The organism is Microbispora bryophytorum (assembly GCF_043197435.1).
Lineage (GTDB): Bacteria > Actinomycetota > Actinomycetes > Streptosporangiales > Streptosporangiaceae > Microbispora > Microbispora bryophytorum.
Window position 1 is genome coordinate 556,943 of sequence record NZ_JBICTF010000005.1, and the last position, 18,504, is coordinate 575,446.

The following is an 18,504-nucleotide window of genomic DNA, read 5'->3' on the forward strand; positions in this document are numbered from 1 at the left end:
TTCCTTTCATGAGGTCCGCAACGCCAGTCGCACGCGGTATCGGTCACCGCGCATGACGCTGCGTACGTGTTCGAACGGGCCATGGGCGTCGAAGGTGAGGCGTTCGACGTAGAACGCGTGGGCGCCCGGGGCCACTCCGAGGGTCGTGGCGTCCTCGTCGAGCACGCCGCCGACCGTGAAGGTCTCGACGGCCTCGCGCGGGACCAGCCCGTAGCGCTCGTTGAGGGTGCGGTAGAGCGACCGGTCGGTGAAGTCGATGTCGGCGAGACCCGGAAACCGGTCGAGCGGGAGGAGCGCGGTCTGCACGCCCACCGGCCGGGAGCCGTCGGTCCTGAGCCTGCGCAGCCGCAGCATCCGGGCGTCGGCCGGCAACTGTATCTCGGGGGGCAGGTCCTCCTCGCCCGCCGTGACGACCGTCTGGCCGAGGACCCGCGAGCCCGCGCTGTGGCCGAGCTGCGCGAGCTCGGCGGTGAAGGACGTGACCCACCGTGCGCCGGCGGTCAGGCTCGTGTCGCGGACGAAGGTGCCCCGGCCCTGTTCCCGGACCAGCACCCCGCGGTCGACCAGCCGGGCCACCGCCTGCCGGACCGTGACGCGGCTCACGCCGTACGCCTTGCCCAGCTCCTCCTCGGTCGGCAGCCGCTCGCCGGGCACCCACTCGCCGACGTCGACGCGTTGCTGCAGGCTCCGTTCGACCTGCAGGTAGAGAGGCACTCCGGAAGTGGGGTCCAGCCTGTTGACGATCACCATTCCTCCGTTCTGGCGATGAGGAGTGCCCCCACGACGCCCGCCCGGGAGCCCAGGGCGGCTGGCCGCACGGGCACCCGGCGGCCGTCGGGTGAGGCGAACCTCGCGACATGCCGCTGCAGCGGAGGGCCGAGGACGTCCATCGCGTCGGCCAGCCCGCCGCCGATGAGAATGATCTCGGGATCGATCGTGCTGGCGACAGCCGCGACTCCCCTGCCGAGGCGGGCGGCGTACGCGTCGAGCGCGGCGCGTGCCCGCTCGTCCCCCGCGCGGGCCGCCGCCACCAGGGCGGGGCCGTCGCGCAGCGAGGAGCCGGAGGCGGCCTGCTCGAACGGGCCGTGCGCCGAATCGTGAACCGAATCGTGAACCGGGTCGTCCGGCACGCCGGCCGGCAACCAGCCCCACGATCCGGCGCTGCCGTGGACCCCGCGCCAGATCCTGCCGTCGATCAGGAGGGCGCCGCCGATGCCGGTCCCGACGGCCAGCAGAACGGCGGACCCGACCCCCTTGGCCGCGCCTTCCGCGGCCTCGGCGAGCAGGGTGAGGTGGCCGTCCAGGCCGAGCCGCACCGGCGCGTCGAGGCGCGCCTCCAGGTCCTCCCGCAGCGGACGGCCCTCCAGCCACGGCAGCGCGGGGACGAACAGCGGCCCGCTCTCGCCGGAGGTCCCCGGCAGGCCGACCCCGACTCCCGCCGGTCGTGCCGTTCCCGCGCAGAGCCCGGTCACCTGGGTGAGGAACGCGTCGTAGGAGCCGGCCACCGGAGCCGTGACCAGCTCGCCGCGTCCGTCCGGCGTCTCGGCCAGGACCCGTACGGAGGTGCCGCCGACGTCGATGCCGACGAACGTCGTCATCCCTTCACCCCCGTCCGGGAGATGCTCTGCACGAACACGCGCTGGGCGAGCAGGAACACCACGATCGTGGGCACGCTGGCGATCAGCGCTCCGGCCATGACCACGTTCTGGTACTGCACGCTCGTGCTGTAGGACAGCAGGCGGCTCAGCGCGAGAACGACGGGGAACTTGTCGTCCGACTGCAGGATCGACAGCGGCCACAGGAAGTTGTTCCAGTAGAAGACGAAAGCGAAGATCGCGAGGCTGACCAGCGCGGGGCGCAGCAACGGCGTGACGATCTGCCAGACGATGCGCGCCTCCGAGGCGCCGTCCAGCCGGGCGGCCTCGATCAGCTCCTCGGGAACGTCCGCGATGAACTGCCGCATCAGGAAGATGCCGAAGGCGTTGGCCAGCCAGGGCAGCATCACGCCCAGGTAGGAGTCGGCCAGGCCCATCGTGGAGACCAGCCAGTACAACGGCACCAGGGTCACGATCGGCGGCAGGAACATCGTGGCGACGACCGACCAGAAGAGCAGGTCACGGCCCCGGAATCGGTACTTCGCGAACACGAAGCCCGCCATGACGCTGGTCACCAGGACCGACAGCGTGGAGACCCCGGCGATCAGGACGCTGTTGAGGAAGGCGCTGCCGAAGGGGACGGCCTTGAAGACCTCGCCGAACGCGGAGAGCGTCACGTGGGACGGGAACCAGGTCGGCGGCGCCTTCTGGAGCTCTTCCGGGCCCTTCAGGGCCGAGATGACCATCCAGTACAGGGGGAACAGCGGCACCAGGATGACCAGCCCGAAGGCGAGAGCCGTGGCCGCGCGTACCGTCCGCCTCATGACCGTCCCTCCGCCGCCGTCCTCCGGCGCATCGCCGCGAGGACGACTCCCGCGACGGCCACCAGCACGAGCAGCAGGCTGAAGGCCATCGCGCTCGCCTGGCCCGCCATCCCGTTCTGGAACGCCGCCCGCTGGATCGCGTACGACAGGACCGTGGTGCTCTCGGCCGGCCCGCCCTGGGTGAGGATGTAGACGGGGTCGAAGACCTGGATCGCGTTGATCGCGGCGATCAGCACGATGAACGTCGTCGTACGGCGGAGCAGGGGCAGCGTGACGCTGAACGTCTGCCGCCAGAAGCCGGCGCCGTCGATGCGGGCCGCCTCGTACACGTCGTCGGGGATCTGGGTGAGCCCCGCGATGACCAGGATCGTGTAGTAACCGGTCATCTGCCAGACGTGGAAGACGCCCAGGGAGAGCAGCGCCGTCTGGGGGTCGCTCAGCCAGGCAGGCGAATCGATCCCGACAGCGCCGAGCGCCTGCGAGAGCGGGCCGTAGTCGGGCGCGTAGAGCGCTCCCCAGACGATCGCGATGGCCACCGTGGGGATCACATAGGTCGAGAACAGAGCGGCCCGCGCCACCGCCTTGCCCGCCATCTTGGGGAAGTAGAGCAGCATCCCGAGCGCCAGGGCCAGCGGAACCGTCGTCACCAGGACGATCACGACGTACACCAGGGTGTTTTCGAGCGCGTTCAGGAAGTCGTCGCTGTGCAGCAGGTCCGCGTAGTTGCCCAGGCCCCGCCACGTCATCTGCGACAGCGGCGTGTACATCGACCAGTCGTGCAGGCTGATCCAGAACGTCAGGGCGATCGGCACGGCGACGAACAGGACGATGACCGCCATCGCCGGCGAGAGGAAGGCGATCGCCGCCCCCCGCCTGGCGGTGTGGGACGTCTGGACCGTCATGCCCCGGCCTTGGCGAGGATGGCGGCGACCTCGTTCTGCGCCGCGGTCATCGCCTGCTGCGCGGTCTCCTTGCCGAACACGATGTTCTCGATGTGCTTCTGCACGGCCTGGCTCATGGCCTCGCCGCCCAGCACGGTCGGGAAGGGCTTGGCGTTCGGCAACTCCGCGACGTACGCCGCGATGAACGGGTCGGACAGGTCGGCCTTGTGCGCCGTGAGGTCACTGGTCCTGCTGGGCAGGATGCCCATCGACATCAGGATGTCGCCCATCGCGGACGATCCGCCCTTGCCGCTGTCGGGTCCGTTGAGGAACTGGAGGAACTTCCACGCCGCGTCCTGCTTGGCCGGCGAGGCCTTGCCGTTCACCATCGTCAGCCAGGAGTAGGACACGCCCGCCGACGCCGTGCCGTCCGGGCCGACCGGCACCGGCGCCACGCCGATGTCGGAGTAGCGGTCGCCCATCGCCTGCTTCAGCGAACTCTGCCACCAGTTCGCCATGATGATCATGCCGGTCTTCCCGTTGACGAAGTTGTCGAGGTACGGCCCGGTCGTGTTGGCGTTGGCGCTGCTCATGGACGGCTGGGTGGCCCCGCTCTTGACGAGGTCCGCGTAGAGCTGCGCGGCGGCCACGACCTTCGGGTCGTCCAGCTTGGGGGTGCTGCCCTCGAGCAGTTGCCCGCCGTTGGAGTTCACCAGCGACAGCCAGGGGTGGACGGCGCCCGAAGCCCAGCTCGTGATCACGCCGAGGCCCTGCTGCGTCACCTTGTCGCCGTCGCGCTTGGTCAGCTTGGCGGCGTCGGCCACCAGCTCGTCCCAGGTCTTGGGCGGCGCGGGGATGCCCGCCTCGGCGAACAGCTTCTTGTTGTAGTTGAGCGCGTAGAGGTCGACCTCGTTCGGATAACCGCGCACCTGGCCCTGCTTGGTGACGTCGTCGACCATGTTGCCCGGCCAGCCCGCCTTGACGTCCGCTGCCGCCCCCGAGGGGGCGGAGGCGGCGAGACCGTCCCGCACCAGTTCGGGAAGCCAGAGGTCGTAGATGCCCGCGATGGTGGGACCGTTCGGGCTCGAGCCCTGCGTCCTCAGCGTGCTGAGCAGATTGGCGAACGGAACCGGCCGGATGTCGACGGTGACATCGGGATTCTTGGTGTGGAACGCGGCGGCTGCGGCCTTGAGCGCCGTCACCTGCTCGGGTCCCCAATGGGTAAGGAATGAAATCGTCTGCGGGCCGCCGGCCGCTCCGGAATCACCCGAGCCGCCGCATCCGGCCAGCGCGAGCGCCAGCACGGCACCTAGTGAGATCGCTCCGACAGTTCTCAAGGGGGTCGCCTCCTCCCCGCTGTACGCCGCCGCCGACCGGGCGTCGTTACATCGTTATGTTGTTATAACGAATTTTGGGCGAGAGGGGAAGATAGTGGCCAGGACTTAACCTGGATTTTGCTAGTACGGGAGCGTCACCGGCGTGCGGAACGTCGCATGCGCGCAGTGAAGACCGGGGCGGCGACGGCCGCGGCGAGCACGGGCAGGCCGACGGCCAGGGCGGCGATCCACGGCCACGGCGTGGCGAATCCCGCCCGGGGCGGCGGCGCCCACGCGGAGGAGGTCGTGACCGGCCACGACGACGATCCGCCAGTCGGACGGAGGCTGGTACCCCCGTTCGACGTATGTCTGCGCCACGCCGCCGAGCGACCGGTCCAGCCGCCGCTGCTCGGTCACGGAAGTGGAGTGTGCGGAGGGATCGACGATCAGCGCATCAGGTCTGAGGTCCTGGCCGATGCCCCGGAAGACCTTGGCCGGAAGGAAGACCTCCTCCACCGAAGGATCGGCGGGCCTGACGACGACCGCGGGGACCTGCTTGACCACCGGTGCCGTGTCCTCATCCTGGCCGAAGAGGCCGTACTCGATCGTCACGGAGGCGACCTCGGCGTCGCCGGTCGTGACCACCACGGCCGTGTTCTCCTCGTAGGGCGTCGACGGGTCTCCGGTGAGATAGCGGAGCAGTGCGCCGTCGCCGATGACGCCCGATGTGACGAAGCCGTCCTGCTCCGGCAGATCCGCGCCGTCGGCGTGCAGGTTGTAGGGCAGGATCTCCCGGTGGCGGTAGGTCTGGACGACGGGAACACCCGGCAGTTCGCGCCGCACGGCCGCGAGCGCGGCCGGCGCGTCCCCCTCGGAGAAGTAGCGCACGAGGAGGGCGCCGGGCCGGGCCTCGGGTCTGTAGTCGGCCCTGTTCTGTGACGTCGCGGCGGCCGCCACGATCACCACCGTGACCGCGAGGGCCGTGGCGGACATCGTCGCCGCGATCCAGGGCACTGTCCGGGCACGATCACGCGCGAGAACGGACCACCGCCCGGCGACCCCCAGCAGCAGTGCGAGGAAGGGGCCCAGGCCGAGAAGGACCAGGGCACCGCCCACTATGGCCACCAGCAGGGTCACGGCCGATCCGAAGTCGTCGTAGCGCACGTCTTCGTGCGTGGACCACGCGGCGAGCGCCATGATCACGCAACCGCCCACGAGGAGCGCCGATCCCCAGACCGGGGGACGCCGGCGTACGAGCGCACCGGGGGCCGACCGGACCGACCGGACCGACCGGGCCGCGAGCACCATCGAGCCGAGCCCGAACCCCGCGAAAAGGAACGTGAGGATCTCCAGCGCCACGTCTGCAGCGTATGGCCCGAGACCGATCCCGGGCCATCACGGCGGTGAACAGTTGCCTGCCAACGGTCCATGCCACTCGGTGGGAGGAGCGGGCGCCGTCGTCTCCGGCGGTTCAGATCAGGTTGTCCTCGACCGTCAGGCCGAACTCGCCCTTGCCGTACATCGCGAGGGCCCGCTCCACGTCGTTGGCCACGTGGACGCTGCCCGCGTGGGCGTCGCGCCAGGCCCTCTCGATGGGGTTGCCCCGGCTGAGAGAGTTGCCCCCGGCGGTCTTGAACAGGATGTCGATCGCCTCCAGCGCCCGCTCGGTGGCGCGCACCTGGTCCCTGCGCGCCCGCAGCCGCAGCTCGGCCGGGATCGTCTCGCCCCGCACCGCGTGCTCGTACACCTCCCGCACGTTGCGGTCGGTCTGCAGGATCGCCGCGTCGATCTCCGACGCCGCCCGGGCCACGGCGACCTGCGCGAACTGGTCCTCGGTGAACCGGGCGCCGCCCAGGCTGAGCCGTACGCGGTCGCGCATCGCGCTCACGTACGACCGGTAGCAGCCGGCGGCCATCCCGATGACCGGGGCGGTGATCGTGGTGGTGAACACGGTGCCGAACGGGATGCGGAAGAGCGGGCCGGTGTTCACCTTCTGGCCGGGGCCGCGCAGCTGCGCCATCTCGTGGTTGCGCATCACGCGGTGGGCGGGCACGAAGGCGTCCTCGACGAGGATGTCGTTGCTGCCCGTGCCGCGCAGCCCGATGACGTCCCACACGTCCGCGATGCGGTAGTCGGAGCGGGGCACCAGCACGGTCATGAAGTCCACCGGCCTGTCCTGGTCGCCGAGGACGAGGCCGCCCAGCATCGCCCACGACGCGTGCTCGCAGCCCGAGGAGAACCGCCACCGGCCGGACAGCCGATAGCCGCCCTCGACGGGAACGAGCCGTCCGACCGGCGCGTACGACGAGGAGATCAGCGCGTCCGGGTCGCCTCCCCACACCTCGTCCTGGGCGGCCTCCTCGAACAGGGCGAGCTGCCAGGGGTGCACGCCGAGCACGGCGACGGTCCAGCCGGTGGACCCGCACACCGCCGAGATCTCCCGGACCGCCTCGTAGAAGCTCACCGGATCGCCTTCCAGGCCGCCGTACCTCTTGGGCTGCAGCATCCGGAAGACTCCGGCCCGGGCCAGCTCTCTGATCGACTCCGCCGGGACCCGCCGGTCCTCGTCGGTGGACCGGGCCCGTTCGGCGATCTTCGGCAGCAGCGCCCGAACCGCGTCCAGGACCTCGTTGCTCATCTGGGAGTCCTCCGTGTCACGCTCGCCGGTCAGATGCCGTCCATGATGGCGGTGCCGCGTTTTCAGACGGGCAGCCGGGCCGCGATGCCGTCGAGGACGCTGTCCAGCCCCAGCTCGAACTGCCAGTCGTCGTCGTCCTTCCTGACGCCCTGGCGGATGTAGCGCTCGAACGCGGGATAGCGGCCCGACTCCAGCAGCCACTTCATTCTCGATGAATAGAGGCTGCGCAGGTCGTCCATCTTCTCCGCGCCCTCCTTGCGCATCAACCTGACCATCCTGATCCGGGCGGTGGTCGCCCCGGTGACGAACGCGGTGACCGTGCCGATGACGGTCATCGCCGTGTCGGCGTCGAGGCCGAGACCGTCCAGCGAGGCGAGGAGCCGGTCGGTGCGCGCGACGAAATTGGGGGTCAGCGGGCCGGCCTGGGCCGTGGTCTCGATCAGCCAGGGATGGCGCAGGGTGAGGGCGCGCAGCCGCAGGGCGGACACGCGCAGGACCTCCCGCCAGTCCCCGCCCTCTCCGGCCCGCGCTTCCTCGGCGTAGACCGCGTCCACCATCAGCTCGATCACGTCGTCCTTGCCGCGCACATAGCGGTAGAGGCCCATGGTGGCGACGCCGAGCCGCTCGGCCAACCGGCGCATCGAGACCGCGTCGAGCCCCTCGGCGTCGGCGATCTCAACGGCCGCCGCCGCGATCTGCGCGTGGGTCAGCGCCGCGCGGGGAGGCCGGGCGGGACGCTCCATCCGCTGCCAGATGGACTCCTGGGCGCCGTCGTCCGCATCGTCCGTCTTCTTCCCGGCCATCGTCGCGTTCCTCCCCGGTTCGGTGTGTACATCGTACTCCCACTTGTACGCCGTACACATCCGCGCGTACGTTGTACGCGTTGCGTACGACGTACTCATCTCGTGGAGGAAGCATGTCCGGAGAAGACCGGCTCAATGTGGCGATGATCATCGGTAGCGTCCGGGACGGAAGGGTGGCGCCCCTCGTCGCGAACTGGTTCGCCGGTCAGGCGGAGCGGCGCGACGACGTCGTGCTCGACGTGATCGACCTGGCCGAGACCCGGCTCCCCGACGGGCTGCGCGGGCACTTCGGCGGCGAGAGGCCGCAGGAGGTGACCGGGCTGCGGCCCCGCGTGGAGGCGGCGGACGCCTTCGTCGTCGTGACCCCGGAATACAACCGCAGCTTCCCCGCCGCGCTCAAACTGATGATCGACAGCTACCACCGGGAGTGGGCGGCCAAGCCCGTGGGGTTCGTCTGCTACGGCGGTATGTCCAGCGGCCTGCGGGCCGTCGAGCAGCTCCGGCTGGTCTTCGCGGAGCTGCACGCGGTGACGATCCGCGACTCCGTCGCCTTCCAGAGCCCCTGGACGCTGTTCGACGCGGAGGGGAACTGGCCGAAGGACGCGGCGGGCCCGGAGGGCGCCGCCAAGGTCATGCTCGACGAGCTCGTCTGGTTCGGCCGGGCCCTGCGCGACGCGCGGGCGGCGCGTCCGTACGGGGGCTGAGATGGGCTCCCTGCTCCGCTCCAGTCTGCGTTCCCGTCGCGGCGCCGTCTCCCTGATCGCCGTACTCCAGATCGCGCAGGCGCTCGCCGCCCTCCTGCTGCCCACGGTCAACGCCGCGCTCATCGACGACGGCGTGCTGCGCGGCGACACCGGGCTGATCCTGCGTCTGGGCGGCGTCATGGTGGCCGGGACGCTGGCACAGGTCCTGTGCTCGGCCGTGGTGGGAGTCCTCGCCGCCAGGACCGCCGCCGCCGTCGCTCACGAGCTGCGCGCGGCCGTCTACGCGAAGGTCCAGTCGTTCTCGTCCCGCGAGGTGGGCCGCTTCGGGGTGCCGTCCCTGATCACCCGCACGGTCGGCGACGTGCAGCAGGTGCAGACGCTGGTCTTCATGGGGCTGACCGGCCTGGCCGCCACACCCATGATCTTCCTCGGCGGGGTGGTCATGGCGCTGCGGCAGGACCTGCGCCTGTCCACGCTGCTGCTGGTCGCGCTGCCCGCGCTGTCGGCCGTCCTGTGGGTGATCCTGCACCGGCTCACCCCGCTGTCGCAGGCGACGCAGCGCGGCGTCGACCAGGTCAACCGGCTGGTGCGCGAGCAGATCGCCGGGGTCCGGGTCGTCCGGGCGTTCGCCGCCGAGGACCGCGAACGCGCCAGGTTCGCCGAGGTCAACGGCGCGCTGCTGGGCTTCGCCGTCCGCGCCGCGCGGCTGGCGGCGGTGATGTATCCCGCCGGGATGCTGATCGGCAACCTGTGCGGCGTTGCGGTGGTCTGGTACGGCGGGCGCCTCGTGGACGACGGCGTCACCCAGGTGGGCTCGCTGGTGGCGTTCCTCAACTACCTGGCCGTGATCCTGGGGTCGGCCCTGCTCGCGACCTTCACCGTCCTGGCCGCGCCGCGCGCCCGGGTCTGCGCCCTGCGGGTGCGCGAGGTGCTGGAGACCGGGACGGAACCGGACGCGCCGCCGACCGGCGCCGACCGGATGTGGCAGGGCCGGATGTGGAAGGGCCGGACATGGAAGGGAGAGGTCGAGGTCCGCGACGCGCACCTGCGCTATCCGGGGGCCGAGGAACCGGTGCTGCGGGGCGTGAACCTCCTCGTCCGCCCCGGCGAGACCGTCGCCGTCGTCGGCTCCACCGCCTCGGGCAAGACGACCCTGCTCAACCTCGTGGCCCGGCTGCTCGATCCGACCGGCGGGCGGGTGCTCCTCGACGGGACGGACCTCGCGTCGCTGCCCCCGGAGGAGCCGGCCGGCGTCGTGGGGCTGGTGCCGCAGCGGCCGTACCTGTTCTCCGGCACCATCGGCGGCAACCTCAGGTATGGCAGGCCCGAGGCGACGGACGCCGAGCTGTGGCACGCGCTGGACGTCGCGCAGGCGCGCGACTTCGTGGAGGCGCTGCCGGAGGGCCTGGACACGCCGCTCGGGCAGGGGGGCGCGTCGCTGTCCGGCGGCCAGCGGCAGCGCCTGACGGTGGCGCGGGCCCTGGTCGCCCGCCCCCGGGTGCTGCTGCTCGACGACCCGTTCTCCGCGCTCGACCCGGTCACCGAGCGGGCGCTCACCGACGCGCTGGCGCGGGAGACCCGCGACGTCGCCGTCGTCCTGGTCGCCCAGCGGATCTCCTCGACCCGGCACGCCGACCGGCTGGTGGTGCTCGACGAGGGCCGCGTCGCCGGGTCGGGAACCCACGAGGAGCTGATGGCCTCGTGCCCCGCCTACCGCGAGATCGTCTTCTCCCAGACAGGCCAGGAGGTGGCCGCATGACAGCCCGGAACCGAGGCGCCGTACGGCGTCTGCTGGAGACGGCCCGCCCCGAACTCCCGCTCGCCGTGGCCGCCCTGGCCTGCGCGGCAGCGGCCGTGGCCCTGACCGTCGCGGTCCCCCGGCTGCTCGGCGCGGCCACCGACCTGGTGCTGTCGGCCGTGTCCGGGCACCACCGGGTGGACTTCACCGCGACCGGCCGGGTCCTGCTGGGCGCCCTCGCCTGCTATCTGGCCGCGTTCCTCCTCTCCTTCGCCCAGCAGCGGGCGACCGCGACCATCGCGCAGCGGCTGGTCTTCCGGCTGCGGGAGCGGACCCAGGCCAAGCTCGCACGGCTGCCGCTGGCCTACTTCGACGGGCGGCAGCGGGGCGACGTGCTCTCCCGCGTCACCAACGACGTCGACAACGTCGGCCAGACGCTGCAGCAAGTGCTCACCGTGGCGGTCACCGCGCTGCTCATGCTGGTCGGCGTGCTGGCGATGATGGTGTGGACCTCGCCACTGCTCGCCCTGATCTCGGTCGTCATGGTGCCGCTGTCCGTCGTGGCGGCCAGGGTGGTCGGCAGGCGGGCCCAGCCGAGGTTCGCCGAGCAGTTCGCCGCCACGGGCCGGCTCAACGCCCACATCGAGGAGACCTACACCGGGCACGCCCTGGTCAGGGTCTTCGGCCGGCGGCGCCAGGCCGTACGGGAGTTCGGCGAGCGCAACGACGCGGTGTTCCGCGCCGGGTTCCGGGCGCAACTGCTGTCGAGCCTGATCGGCCCGTCGATGTCGCTCGTCATGAACCTCAACTACGTGCTCGTCGCGGTGATCGGCGGCCTGCGGGTGGCGGTCGGCGCGCTGTCGATCGGCGACGTGCAGGCGTTCATCCAGTACTGCCTGCAGTTCGGGCAGCCGGTCAACCAGGTCGCGTCGATGTCCACCCTCCTGCAGTCGGTGCTCGCCTCGGCCGGCCGGATCTTCGAGCTGCTCGACGAGGACGAGGAGGAGCCCGTCGCCGACCCCGTCCACCTTCCGGCCACGGCCACGGGACGGGTGACGTTCGAGACCGTCTCGTTCCGGTATGCACCGGATCGTCCCCTCATCGAGGACCTGTCCCTGGTCGCGGAGCCGGGGCAGACCGTCGCGATCGTCGGCCCGACGGGCGCGGGCAAGACCACGCTGATCAACCTGCTCATGCGCTTCTACGACGTCACGGGCGGGCGGATCACGGTCGACGGGGTGGACATCGCCCGGGTGCCCAGGCAGGAGCTGCGCGCCAGGATCGGCATGGTGCTGCAGGACACCTGGCTGCGGCACGGCACGATCGCCGACAACATCGCGTACGGCGCCGGCGACGTGCCGCGTGAGCGGATCGTCGAGGTGGCCAGGGCCACCGGCGTCGACCACCTCGTGCGCACGCTGCCCGACGGGTACGACACGGTGGTCGACGACGACGGCGAGGGGCTGAGCGCGGGCGAGCGCCAGCTCGTCACCATCGCCCGCGCGTTCCTGGCCGATCCCCCGATCCTGGTGCTCGACGAGGCCACCAGCGCGCTCGACACCCGCACCGAGGTGCTGGTGCAGCGGGCCATGACCTCGCTGCGGGCCGGGCGCACCGGGTTCGTCATCGCGCACCGGCTGTCGACCGTCAGGAACGCCGACGTGATCCTCGTGATGGACGAGGGGCGGATCGTCGAGCAGGGCACGCACGACCGGTTGCTGGCGGCGGGAGGCGCCTACGCCCGGCTGTACCGCTCTCAACTCACCGGGGCTCAAGTCACCGGGGCCCAGCCCGCGGCGTCATTGCCGGCGAGCTGACACCGCGGTCCGTCACACGGCCGCCGAGACCAGACGCTCCACCGACTGCTCGACGAGCTCGTGCAGCCGGGCCGCAGGTGGTCCTTCGGCAACGGCGCCAGCGTCTTAAGCAGTTCGGTGCCGCCCGCTCCGCTCTATTGGCGGCGGAGCGGGCGGCACCGGGCGTCAGCGGGCCTCGTGGCGCCGCTGGCAGGCGATGCAGTAACGGGCCATGGGCCGGATCTTCAGCCGGCCGAACGGAATGACCGCGGTGCAGTCGGCGCAGCGGCCGTAGTTTCCCTCCTCGATCCGCTCCAGCGCCTTGCACAGCTCGGCCACCGCCCGCTCGGTGGCGGCGACGTCGGCGAGCAGCGCGAGCCTGGCGGTGTCGTCGTTGCCGCCGTCGACGGCGGCCCGCAGGTCACGCAGCTGCACCTCACGCCGGTGGAGCTGCTCCTCCAGGTCGGCGCGCATCGCCTGCCTCTGCGGCTCGCTGATGGCGGTGAACTCGTCACTGGTGGTCATCGTCGATGTCCTTTCGTCCGATGGCAGAGGTGCCAGAAGAGCCAGAGGTGCCAAGCAGGCAGGCCAGCCCTCTGACGGTCGCGTTGGCGGGATCGGCCACGGGGCTGACGGTGATCCGCAGCTCCGCGCAGAGCTTGCGGGCCAGCTCCGGGTCGCGGGCGCCGCCGCCCGTGATCAGCAGGCCCTGCTGCCGGACGGTCGCCCGCAGGGCGGCGGGAACACGCGCGATCAGGTCGGCGACCATCGCCACGACGCGTTCCCGCGCGTACGGCGGGCAGCCGGCGCCGACCTGCCCGGCGACCTGCCCGGCGACCTGCACGTCGCCCGCGTCGGCGATCTCTCCGGCGCGGATGACGACGGCCTCGGCGATCCCCGCTCCCGCGTCCAGCAGGAGCCGGGGCCTCGGGTCGGCGATGTCCACACCGCAGCCGACCGCCGCGGCCAGCGGCTCCTCGACGATCGCCACCCGGCAGCGGGCGGCGCTGCTGACCGCCGCGTACGCGGCCCGCCGGTCCAGTCGCGAGGCCGCGACGGGCACGCCGAGCAGTACGCGCTCCAGCGGCGGGTGCCGCTCGGTCACTGCGTCGCTCAGCGCCGTGCGGACCAGCCGGGCGCATCCCGGCATGTCGGCGACCATGCCGTGCCGCACCGGCCACCGGCGCGCCTCCGGATCGCCGCACGCCGACGGCCGCTCCCTGATCGTCGTGCTGCCGGACAGCAGCAGCCGGATCCGCGCGGTGCCGAGGTCGAGGGCCAGGGCCGTCATGCCGTCAACCGGGTCTCGCCGGCGCAGGAGGCGCACTGCTGCACGTGCGGCGCGAGCCGGAGCCGGTCGAGCGGCAGGAACACCTCGCATCGGGTGCAGGTGCCGTAGAGGCCCCGATCCATCCGCTCCAGCGCCGCCTCGATCGCGGCGACGTCGAGACGCGCCTGCCGTACGCGCGCGGCGGACGGGCGGGTGCGGGCGGCGGACGGCGCCACCTCGCAGTGGTCGTACGGGTCCCGCGGCCGGGCCAGCTCGGCCTGGGCGGCGTGGAGCCGCTCTTCGAGCAGCATGCGCAGCTCGGACAGCTGCGTCGTGTACCGCCGGCACTCCTCCATGAGGAGGCGCGGCGACCTGATCTCTGCCATAAGCGGCATCACTCCAGGTGAGGGATGAGGCGGCGCGCGAGCACGCGCGCCATCGACGCACCGATGCCGGTGCGCGAGACGGGTACGCGGGCGGGCCCGCATGTGCTGGTGGCCGAAACGCTCGGAGGGCGGCCCGGGGCGCGCCACGACCGCCGGGGCACGACGCGTGGTCGCGCCGCCGGACGGCTGGGCGGCTGGGCGGTATGGCGAAGTGCGACGCGCCGGGCCGGCGTGGCCGGGGACGGGTCAGGCGCGCGCGGACGAGGACCGGGACGGTGCCGCGGTTCCGGCGCGCTCCGAGCGGGCTCGGGTCACAGGGACTGTGGCGGGCTGCGCGAGCCGGCGGTGCGATGCCCGGTCTGTTGCGGGCTGAGGACGATGTCCTCGTGGTGCCGGGCCTGCGCCGGCGCGGAGACGGGAGCCGCCGGCGCGGCCGCCACATTGTGCGGCCGGGACGGGAACGGCAGATGCTCGGGACCGGCGGCGCCCGTGGGCAGCGTCGCCGACTGCGGCGTCCACGCCCCCGGCGTCCACACCTCGGCGGCGGCCTGGGGCATGCGCTGGGCGGGGTCCCCGCCATACCAGGCGGGCGTGGAGGCGACCAGCGCGAGGGCGAGCATCAGCAGGCCCACCACCAACGTGAAGGCGGTGGACCCGCACGTGCCACGTCGTGAGGTCGCCATGAGACCGACCATAACCCACCTTCGCGAAACGGTCATCCGCGTTTTCCGTTGCCCGTTTCTCCCAATCGGTCCCTGCCCGATTTCCGCCATTCGTAGTGCGTACCCGCATTCCGGACACGCTCCCGTCCGCCTGGGCGCGTTTTCCGTTCCCCCTGTCGCGGGTACGGCACGCGGCACCCGCGCACGGAACTCGCTACGGTGGCCGCAAGACCGGTTCGTGGGAGGGAGGGAACCCGTGCGACGCAGGCTGACCGCCGCGCTGCTGCTCCTGCTGCACGCGATCCTCCTGACCTCCGGCGGCGTGCCGGCGTCCGCGTCCGCGACGCAGACGCCGTATCGCGCCGCCGGCGTCCACAGCGCCCACGTCGACGCCGGCCCTCGCCACCACCAGGGCTCCCAGCTCGCCGCGGGCCGCCCGGCAGCCCGCACTCCCGCGCACGCGACGCGGCCGGCCCTGGGCGACCCACCTCGGGTCCAGGCGGGCGCGGGCGGCGCCGGCGCGTCCGGCGGCCCGGTCGTGCTGCCCAACCCGGCGGCGCCGCGCGGCGGCACCCGGGTCACCCGGGCCGGGCCGCACCATGACGGCCCGCCCGCCCAGTTCCCGCGCCGGCCCGCCACGGCCCGCGCTCCTCCCTCCACCGCGTACTGAGACCTTTCCCACTCGTACGCCTGTGGAGGCTTCATGTCCCGTGCGCCCATGTGGCGTGCGGTGGCGGCGCTCGCCGTCATCGCGACCTCACTTCTGCTCGCCCTCACCATGGCCCCGCGCCTCGGCCTCGACCTGCGCGGCGGCACCCAGCTCGTCTTCGAGACGAAGGACTCCCCCACGGTCAAGGCGGACGCCGACGCCACCGACCGTGCCCTCGACGTGCTCCGGCGCCGGGCGGACGCCCTCGGAGTCGTCGATCCCACCCTGGTCCGCTCCGGCGAAAGGCGGATCATCGTCGAACTGCCCGGCGTGCTCGACCCGCGCGAGGCCTCCGCGGTCATCGGCAAGACCGCCCAGCTCAACTTCCATCCGGTGCTCGGTCCCGCCGAGGACGGCGGTGCGGACGGCGGCGAGGACGCGGTCCCCGACGAGAGCGGCCAGAAGCTGAAGCTCGGCCCGGTCGCCCTCAGCGGGGCCGGCGTCACCGACGCCGCCGCGCGCAGCGACCCCCAGGCGGGGCCCGGCTGGTTCGTCACGATCGACTTCAAGGAACCCGGCCCCTGGCGGGAGCTGACCGGGAAGGCGGCCTGCGCGCCGCCCGGCGACCACAAGCGCCGCGTCGCCATCGTCCTCGACAAGGAGATCATCTCCTCGCCGCAGGTGGACGAGTCGATCGCCTGCGAGGTGGGAATCTCCGGCGGCACCACGCAGATCACCGGGTCGTTCACCCCGCAGGAGGCGCAGAACCTCGCGGTGCTGATCAAGGGCGGCTCGCTTCCGGTGCCGCTGGAACTGGTCGAGCAGCGCACGGTCGGCCCGACCCTTGGCGCCGACGCCATCGCCGCGAGCGCCAAGGCCGGCCTCGTCGGGGTGATCCTGACCGCGGTGTTCATCGGCGTCGTCTACCGGCTGGTGGGCGTGCTGGCCGCGGTCGCGCTCGCCTGCTACGGCCTGATCTCGTACGCCGGGCTCGTGGCCATGGGGGCCACGCTCACACTGCCCGGCCTGGCCGGGTTCGTCCTGGCGATCGGCATGGCGGTGGACGCCAACGTGCTGGTCTTCGAACGGGCCAGGGAGGAGTACGGCGCGGCGCCCCGCCGGGGCCTCAAGGCGGCCCTCGACCGGGGCTTCAAGAACGCCTGGAGCGCGATCGCCGACTCCAACATCACCACCCTGCTCGCCGCGGGGCTGCTGTTCTGGCTCGCCTCCGGGCCGGTGAAGGGCTTCGGCGTGACGCTGGCCATCGGCGTGCTCGCCTCGCTGGTCTCGGCGATGCTGATCACCCGGGTGCTCACCGCGGCCCTCATCGACAGGATCGGCCCCCGGGCGTCCGGGATCGGCTCGATCGGCCGGGTCAGGACCTGGCTGACCCGGCGCGACCCGGACCTGATGCGCGGCAGGCGGCTGTGGCTCGCCGTCGCGGCCGGGCTGCTCGTGCTGGCGGGGGCGGGGCTGGTCACCCGCGGCCTGAACTACGGCGTCGAGTTCACCGGCGGCCGGATCGTGGAGTTCGGCACGAGCAAACCCGTCGACGTCGCGGCGGCCAGGCAGGCGGTCGCGGACGCCGGGTTCCCCTCGGCCGTCGTGCAGCAGTCGGACGACGCGATCTCGGTCCGCACCGGGCAGATCAGCGCCGACGACGTGGTCCGCATGGAGGAGGCGCTGGACCGGAGTGTGGGCGAGGTCGCCAAGCAGCGCGACGAGCTCATCGGGCCGAGCCTCGGAGAGGAGCTGCGCCGCAACGCGCTCATCGCGCTCGCCGTCGCGCTCGCGGCGCAGCTCGCCTACCTGGCGTTCCGGTTCCGGTGGACGTTCGGCGCGGCGGCCGTGGCGGCGCTGTTCGTGGACGCGGCCGTCGTCGTCGGAGCGTTCGCCTGGATGGGCAAGCCGATCGACGGGGTGTTCCTGGCCGCGATGCTCACCATCATCGGCTATTCGGTCAACGACAAGGTCGTGCTCTTCGACCGGGTGCGCGAGCTGTGGCCGGTGCGGCGCGGGGAGCCGTTCGTCCGGGTGGTGAACACCGCGATCCTGCAGACCGTGCCGCGCACGGTCAACACCGGGCTCGGTGCGCTGTTCATCCTGGCGGCGCTGGCGGTGTTCGGCGGCGACTCGCTGCGCGACTTCGCCGTCGCCCTGCTGATCGGCATCATCGTGGGGACGCTGTCGTCGTCGTTCGTGGCCGGACCGGCGGCGATCGCGTTGGAGAAGCGCACCACCCAGCCGCCGCCGGTTCCCGCGGTCCCGCGTGCCAGGCCCGCGCGGCGCGACGGTTCCGGCGCGGTGGTCTGACCGGCCCGTACGGCTACGGCCGGCCGAGGGCGCGCAGCTGGGCCGGCGTCAGCGTGGAGACGTTCTGGTCGATGGGCGAGTCGGTGTACTGGTGGATCGCCCAGGACTTCCAGTCGGCGGGCGGCGTGATGTCACCCGGGGCCTTGCTGTAGTGGGCCACCCACAGGGGGTACTGGCCGAGGCCGCGGCCGTACTTGTTGGCGAAGTTCCACCCGCTGTAGAACATCGGCCTGGCGCCGGTCTTGGCCGTCACGTACTCCAGCCAGGTCTTGGCCCACTTGTTGACGTGCTCGACGGACTCGCCGTCGGTGTCCTCCAGGTCGAGGACCATGATGTCGCCGGGCTTGCTCGGCTGCGAGTTCACCACCTTGAGGAAGTGGTTGGCGTCGGCGATGGGGTCGTCGGAGGGATGGCCGTAGTGGTAGGCGCCGCGGACGATGCCCTTCTTGGCCAGCTCCTGCCAGTGCCGGGGGAAGGACGAGTCGACCCAGTCGGTCCCCTCCGTGGCCTTGATGAAGCCGAACTGCGCGCGGCTGTTCATCCAGTCGTGGTCGGCCTCGTAGCCGGAGACGTCCTGGCCGTACGTGTGCGGGTTCGCGTAGGCCGGGGCGGGCAGGGCGACGCCCGCCGTGACGGCGGCCGAGATGGCGAGGGTCGCCGCCGCGAGGGCGGAGCGCAGGCGCCGGCGGGAGGGCCGGCTCCCGGGGGAGAGCCGATGGGTGCACATGACGGGGTTGACTCCTTGCTTCCATGCCGCCTACCGGGTTAGCTGACGGGTTCGGGCAGGAAGTGCCCTACGGGCGCATCTGGGGGCCTGCGCGCCGATTCACCCCGAAGAGAGTGGGTCCCCGGCTCCACATGACGCGGATTCGGCGGCCGCGCGATCACCGCGCGGTCCGGGCAACGACACGGCAACGGATATGGCGCTG

18 protein-coding genes and 1 riboswitch are annotated in these 18,504 nt (G+C 72.1%); of the genes, 5 read left to right on the forward strand and 13 right to left on the reverse strand.

Going from position 1 to position 18,504, the window contains the following annotated elements; all coding sequences use genetic code 11:
* Positions 1 to 6 precede the first annotated feature (6 nt).
* The 8 genes from ACGFIB_RS20025 to ACGFIB_RS20060 all read right to left on the reverse strand — a co-directional run bounded on the left by ACGFIB_RS20025 (position 7) and on the right by ACGFIB_RS20060 (position 8,057).
* Positions 7 to 750, reverse strand: coding sequence for a GntR family transcriptional regulator (locus ACGFIB_RS20025; protein WP_357243460.1), 744 nt, complete (start codon positions 748 to 750; stop codon positions 7 to 9).
* Positions 744 to 1,598, reverse strand: coding sequence for an ROK family protein (locus ACGFIB_RS20030; protein WP_357243463.1), 855 nt, complete (start codon positions 1,596 to 1,598; stop codon positions 744 to 746). The genes ACGFIB_RS20025 and ACGFIB_RS20030 overlap by 7 nt, the downstream gene beginning before the upstream one ends.
* Positions 1,595 to 2,419: a carbohydrate ABC transporter permease gene (locus tag ACGFIB_RS20035; protein ID WP_142570750.1), complete on the reverse strand. Its 825-nt coding sequence runs from the start codon at positions 2,417 to 2,419 to the stop codon at positions 1,595 to 1,597. The genes ACGFIB_RS20030 and ACGFIB_RS20035 overlap by 4 nt, the downstream gene beginning before the upstream one ends.
* Positions 2,416 to 3,321: a carbohydrate ABC transporter permease gene (locus ACGFIB_RS20040; protein WP_357243466.1), complete on the reverse strand. Its 906-nt coding sequence runs from the start codon at positions 3,319 to 3,321 to the stop codon at positions 2,416 to 2,418. Before ACGFIB_RS20040 ends, ACGFIB_RS20035 begins: the two co-directional genes overlap by 4 nt.
* Positions 3,318 to 4,637: an extracellular solute-binding protein gene (locus tag ACGFIB_RS20045; RefSeq protein WP_393373809.1), complete on the reverse strand. Its 1,320-nt coding sequence runs from the start codon at positions 4,635 to 4,637 to the stop codon at positions 3,318 to 3,320. Before ACGFIB_RS20045 ends, ACGFIB_RS20040 begins: the two co-directional genes overlap by 4 nt.
* Positions 4,638 to 4,757: 120 nt before the next feature.
* Entirely contained in the window at positions 4,758 to 5,975 is a 1,218-nt protein-coding gene (locus tag ACGFIB_RS20050; protein WP_393373811.1) for a hypothetical protein, read from the reverse strand.
* A gap of 112 nt (positions 5,976 to 6,087) precedes the next feature.
* Complete coding sequence (hsaA, locus tag ACGFIB_RS20055) at positions 6,088 to 7,254, reverse strand: 3-hydroxy-9,10-secoandrosta-1,3,5(10)-triene-9,17-dione monooxygenase oxygenase subunit (RefSeq protein ID WP_357260018.1); 1,167 nt, start codon at positions 7,252 to 7,254, stop codon at positions 6,088 to 6,090.
* 62 nt (positions 7,255 to 7,316) lie between these two features.
* Positions 7,317 to 8,057, reverse strand: coding sequence for a TetR/AcrR family transcriptional regulator (locus ACGFIB_RS20060; protein ID WP_393373815.1), 741 nt, complete (start codon positions 8,055 to 8,057; stop codon positions 7,317 to 7,319).
* 113 nt (positions 8,058 to 8,170) lie between these two features.
* On the opposite strand from ACGFIB_RS20060, the gene ACGFIB_RS20065 reads away from it, so the two are divergent.
* The 3 genes from ACGFIB_RS20065 to ACGFIB_RS20075 are packed head-to-tail and all read left to right on the forward strand — an operon-like array spanning position 8,171 to position 12,316.
* Positions 8,171 to 8,761, forward strand: a complete 591-nt coding sequence (locus ACGFIB_RS20065; protein WP_393373818.1) for an NADPH-dependent FMN reductase — start codon at positions 8,171 to 8,173, stop codon at positions 8,759 to 8,761.
* 1 nt (position 8,762) lies between these two features.
* The gene (locus ACGFIB_RS20070; protein WP_393373821.1) at positions 8,763 to 10,520 is read left to right on the forward strand and encodes an ABC transporter ATP-binding protein; all 1,758 of its coding nucleotides are present in this window, start codon (positions 8,763 to 8,765) and stop codon (positions 10,518 to 10,520) included.
* Complete coding sequence (locus tag ACGFIB_RS20075; protein WP_393373823.1) at positions 10,517 to 12,316, forward strand: ABC transporter ATP-binding protein; 1,800 nt, start codon at positions 10,517 to 10,519, stop codon at positions 12,314 to 12,316. Before ACGFIB_RS20070 ends, ACGFIB_RS20075 begins: the two co-directional genes overlap by 4 nt.
* Positions 12,317 to 12,481: 165 nt before the next feature.
* Here ACGFIB_RS20075 and ACGFIB_RS20080 read toward each other — a convergent pair whose 3' ends face one another.
* The 4 genes from ACGFIB_RS20080 to ACGFIB_RS20095 all read right to left on the reverse strand — a co-directional run bounded on the left by ACGFIB_RS20080 (position 12,482) and on the right by ACGFIB_RS20095 (position 14,634).
* On the reverse strand, positions 12,482 to 12,820 hold the full coding sequence (locus ACGFIB_RS20080) for a TraR/DksA family transcriptional regulator (protein ID WP_191050232.1): 339 nt from the start codon (positions 12,818 to 12,820) through the stop codon (positions 12,482 to 12,484).
* The gene (locus ACGFIB_RS20085; RefSeq protein WP_393373826.1) at positions 12,807 to 13,586 is read right to left on the reverse strand and encodes a rod shape-determining protein; all 780 of its coding nucleotides are present in this window, start codon (positions 13,584 to 13,586) and stop codon (positions 12,807 to 12,809) included. Before ACGFIB_RS20085 ends, ACGFIB_RS20080 begins: the two co-directional genes overlap by 14 nt.
* Complete coding sequence (locus ACGFIB_RS20090) at positions 13,583 to 13,951, reverse strand: TraR/DksA family transcriptional regulator (RefSeq protein ID WP_393373828.1); 369 nt, start codon at positions 13,949 to 13,951, stop codon at positions 13,583 to 13,585. The genes ACGFIB_RS20085 and ACGFIB_RS20090 overlap by 4 nt, the downstream gene beginning before the upstream one ends.
* Positions 13,952 to 14,262: 311 nt before the next feature.
* Positions 14,263 to 14,634 (reverse strand): hypothetical protein, encoded by a 372-nt coding sequence (locus ACGFIB_RS20095; protein WP_142570727.1) that lies wholly within the window; start codon positions 14,632 to 14,634, stop codon positions 14,263 to 14,265.
* 235 nt (positions 14,635 to 14,869) lie between these two features.
* Between ACGFIB_RS20095 and ACGFIB_RS20100 the strand changes: the two genes are divergently transcribed.
* Positions 14,870 to 15,283 (forward strand): hypothetical protein, encoded by a 414-nt coding sequence (locus ACGFIB_RS20100; RefSeq protein WP_393373831.1) that lies wholly within the window; start codon positions 14,870 to 14,872, stop codon positions 15,281 to 15,283.
* Between the two features lie 33 nt (positions 15,284 to 15,316).
* Positions 15,317 to 17,575 (forward strand): protein translocase subunit SecD, encoded by a 2,259-nt coding sequence (secD, locus tag ACGFIB_RS20105; RefSeq protein ID WP_393373833.1) that lies wholly within the window; start codon positions 15,317 to 15,319, stop codon positions 17,573 to 17,575.
* Positions 17,576 to 17,588: 13 nt separating this feature from the next.
* Here secD and ACGFIB_RS20110 read toward each other — a convergent pair whose 3' ends face one another.
* Positions 17,589 to 18,302 (reverse strand): glycoside hydrolase family 25 protein, encoded by a 714-nt coding sequence (locus ACGFIB_RS20110; protein ID WP_357243498.1) that lies wholly within the window; start codon positions 18,300 to 18,302, stop codon positions 17,589 to 17,591.
* A 12-nt stretch (positions 18,303 to 18,314) separates the two neighbouring features.
* A riboswitch (cyclic di-AMP (ydaO/yuaA leader) is annotated at positions 18,315 to 18,460 on the reverse strand.
* Positions 18,461 to 18,504 lie beyond the last annotated feature (44 nt).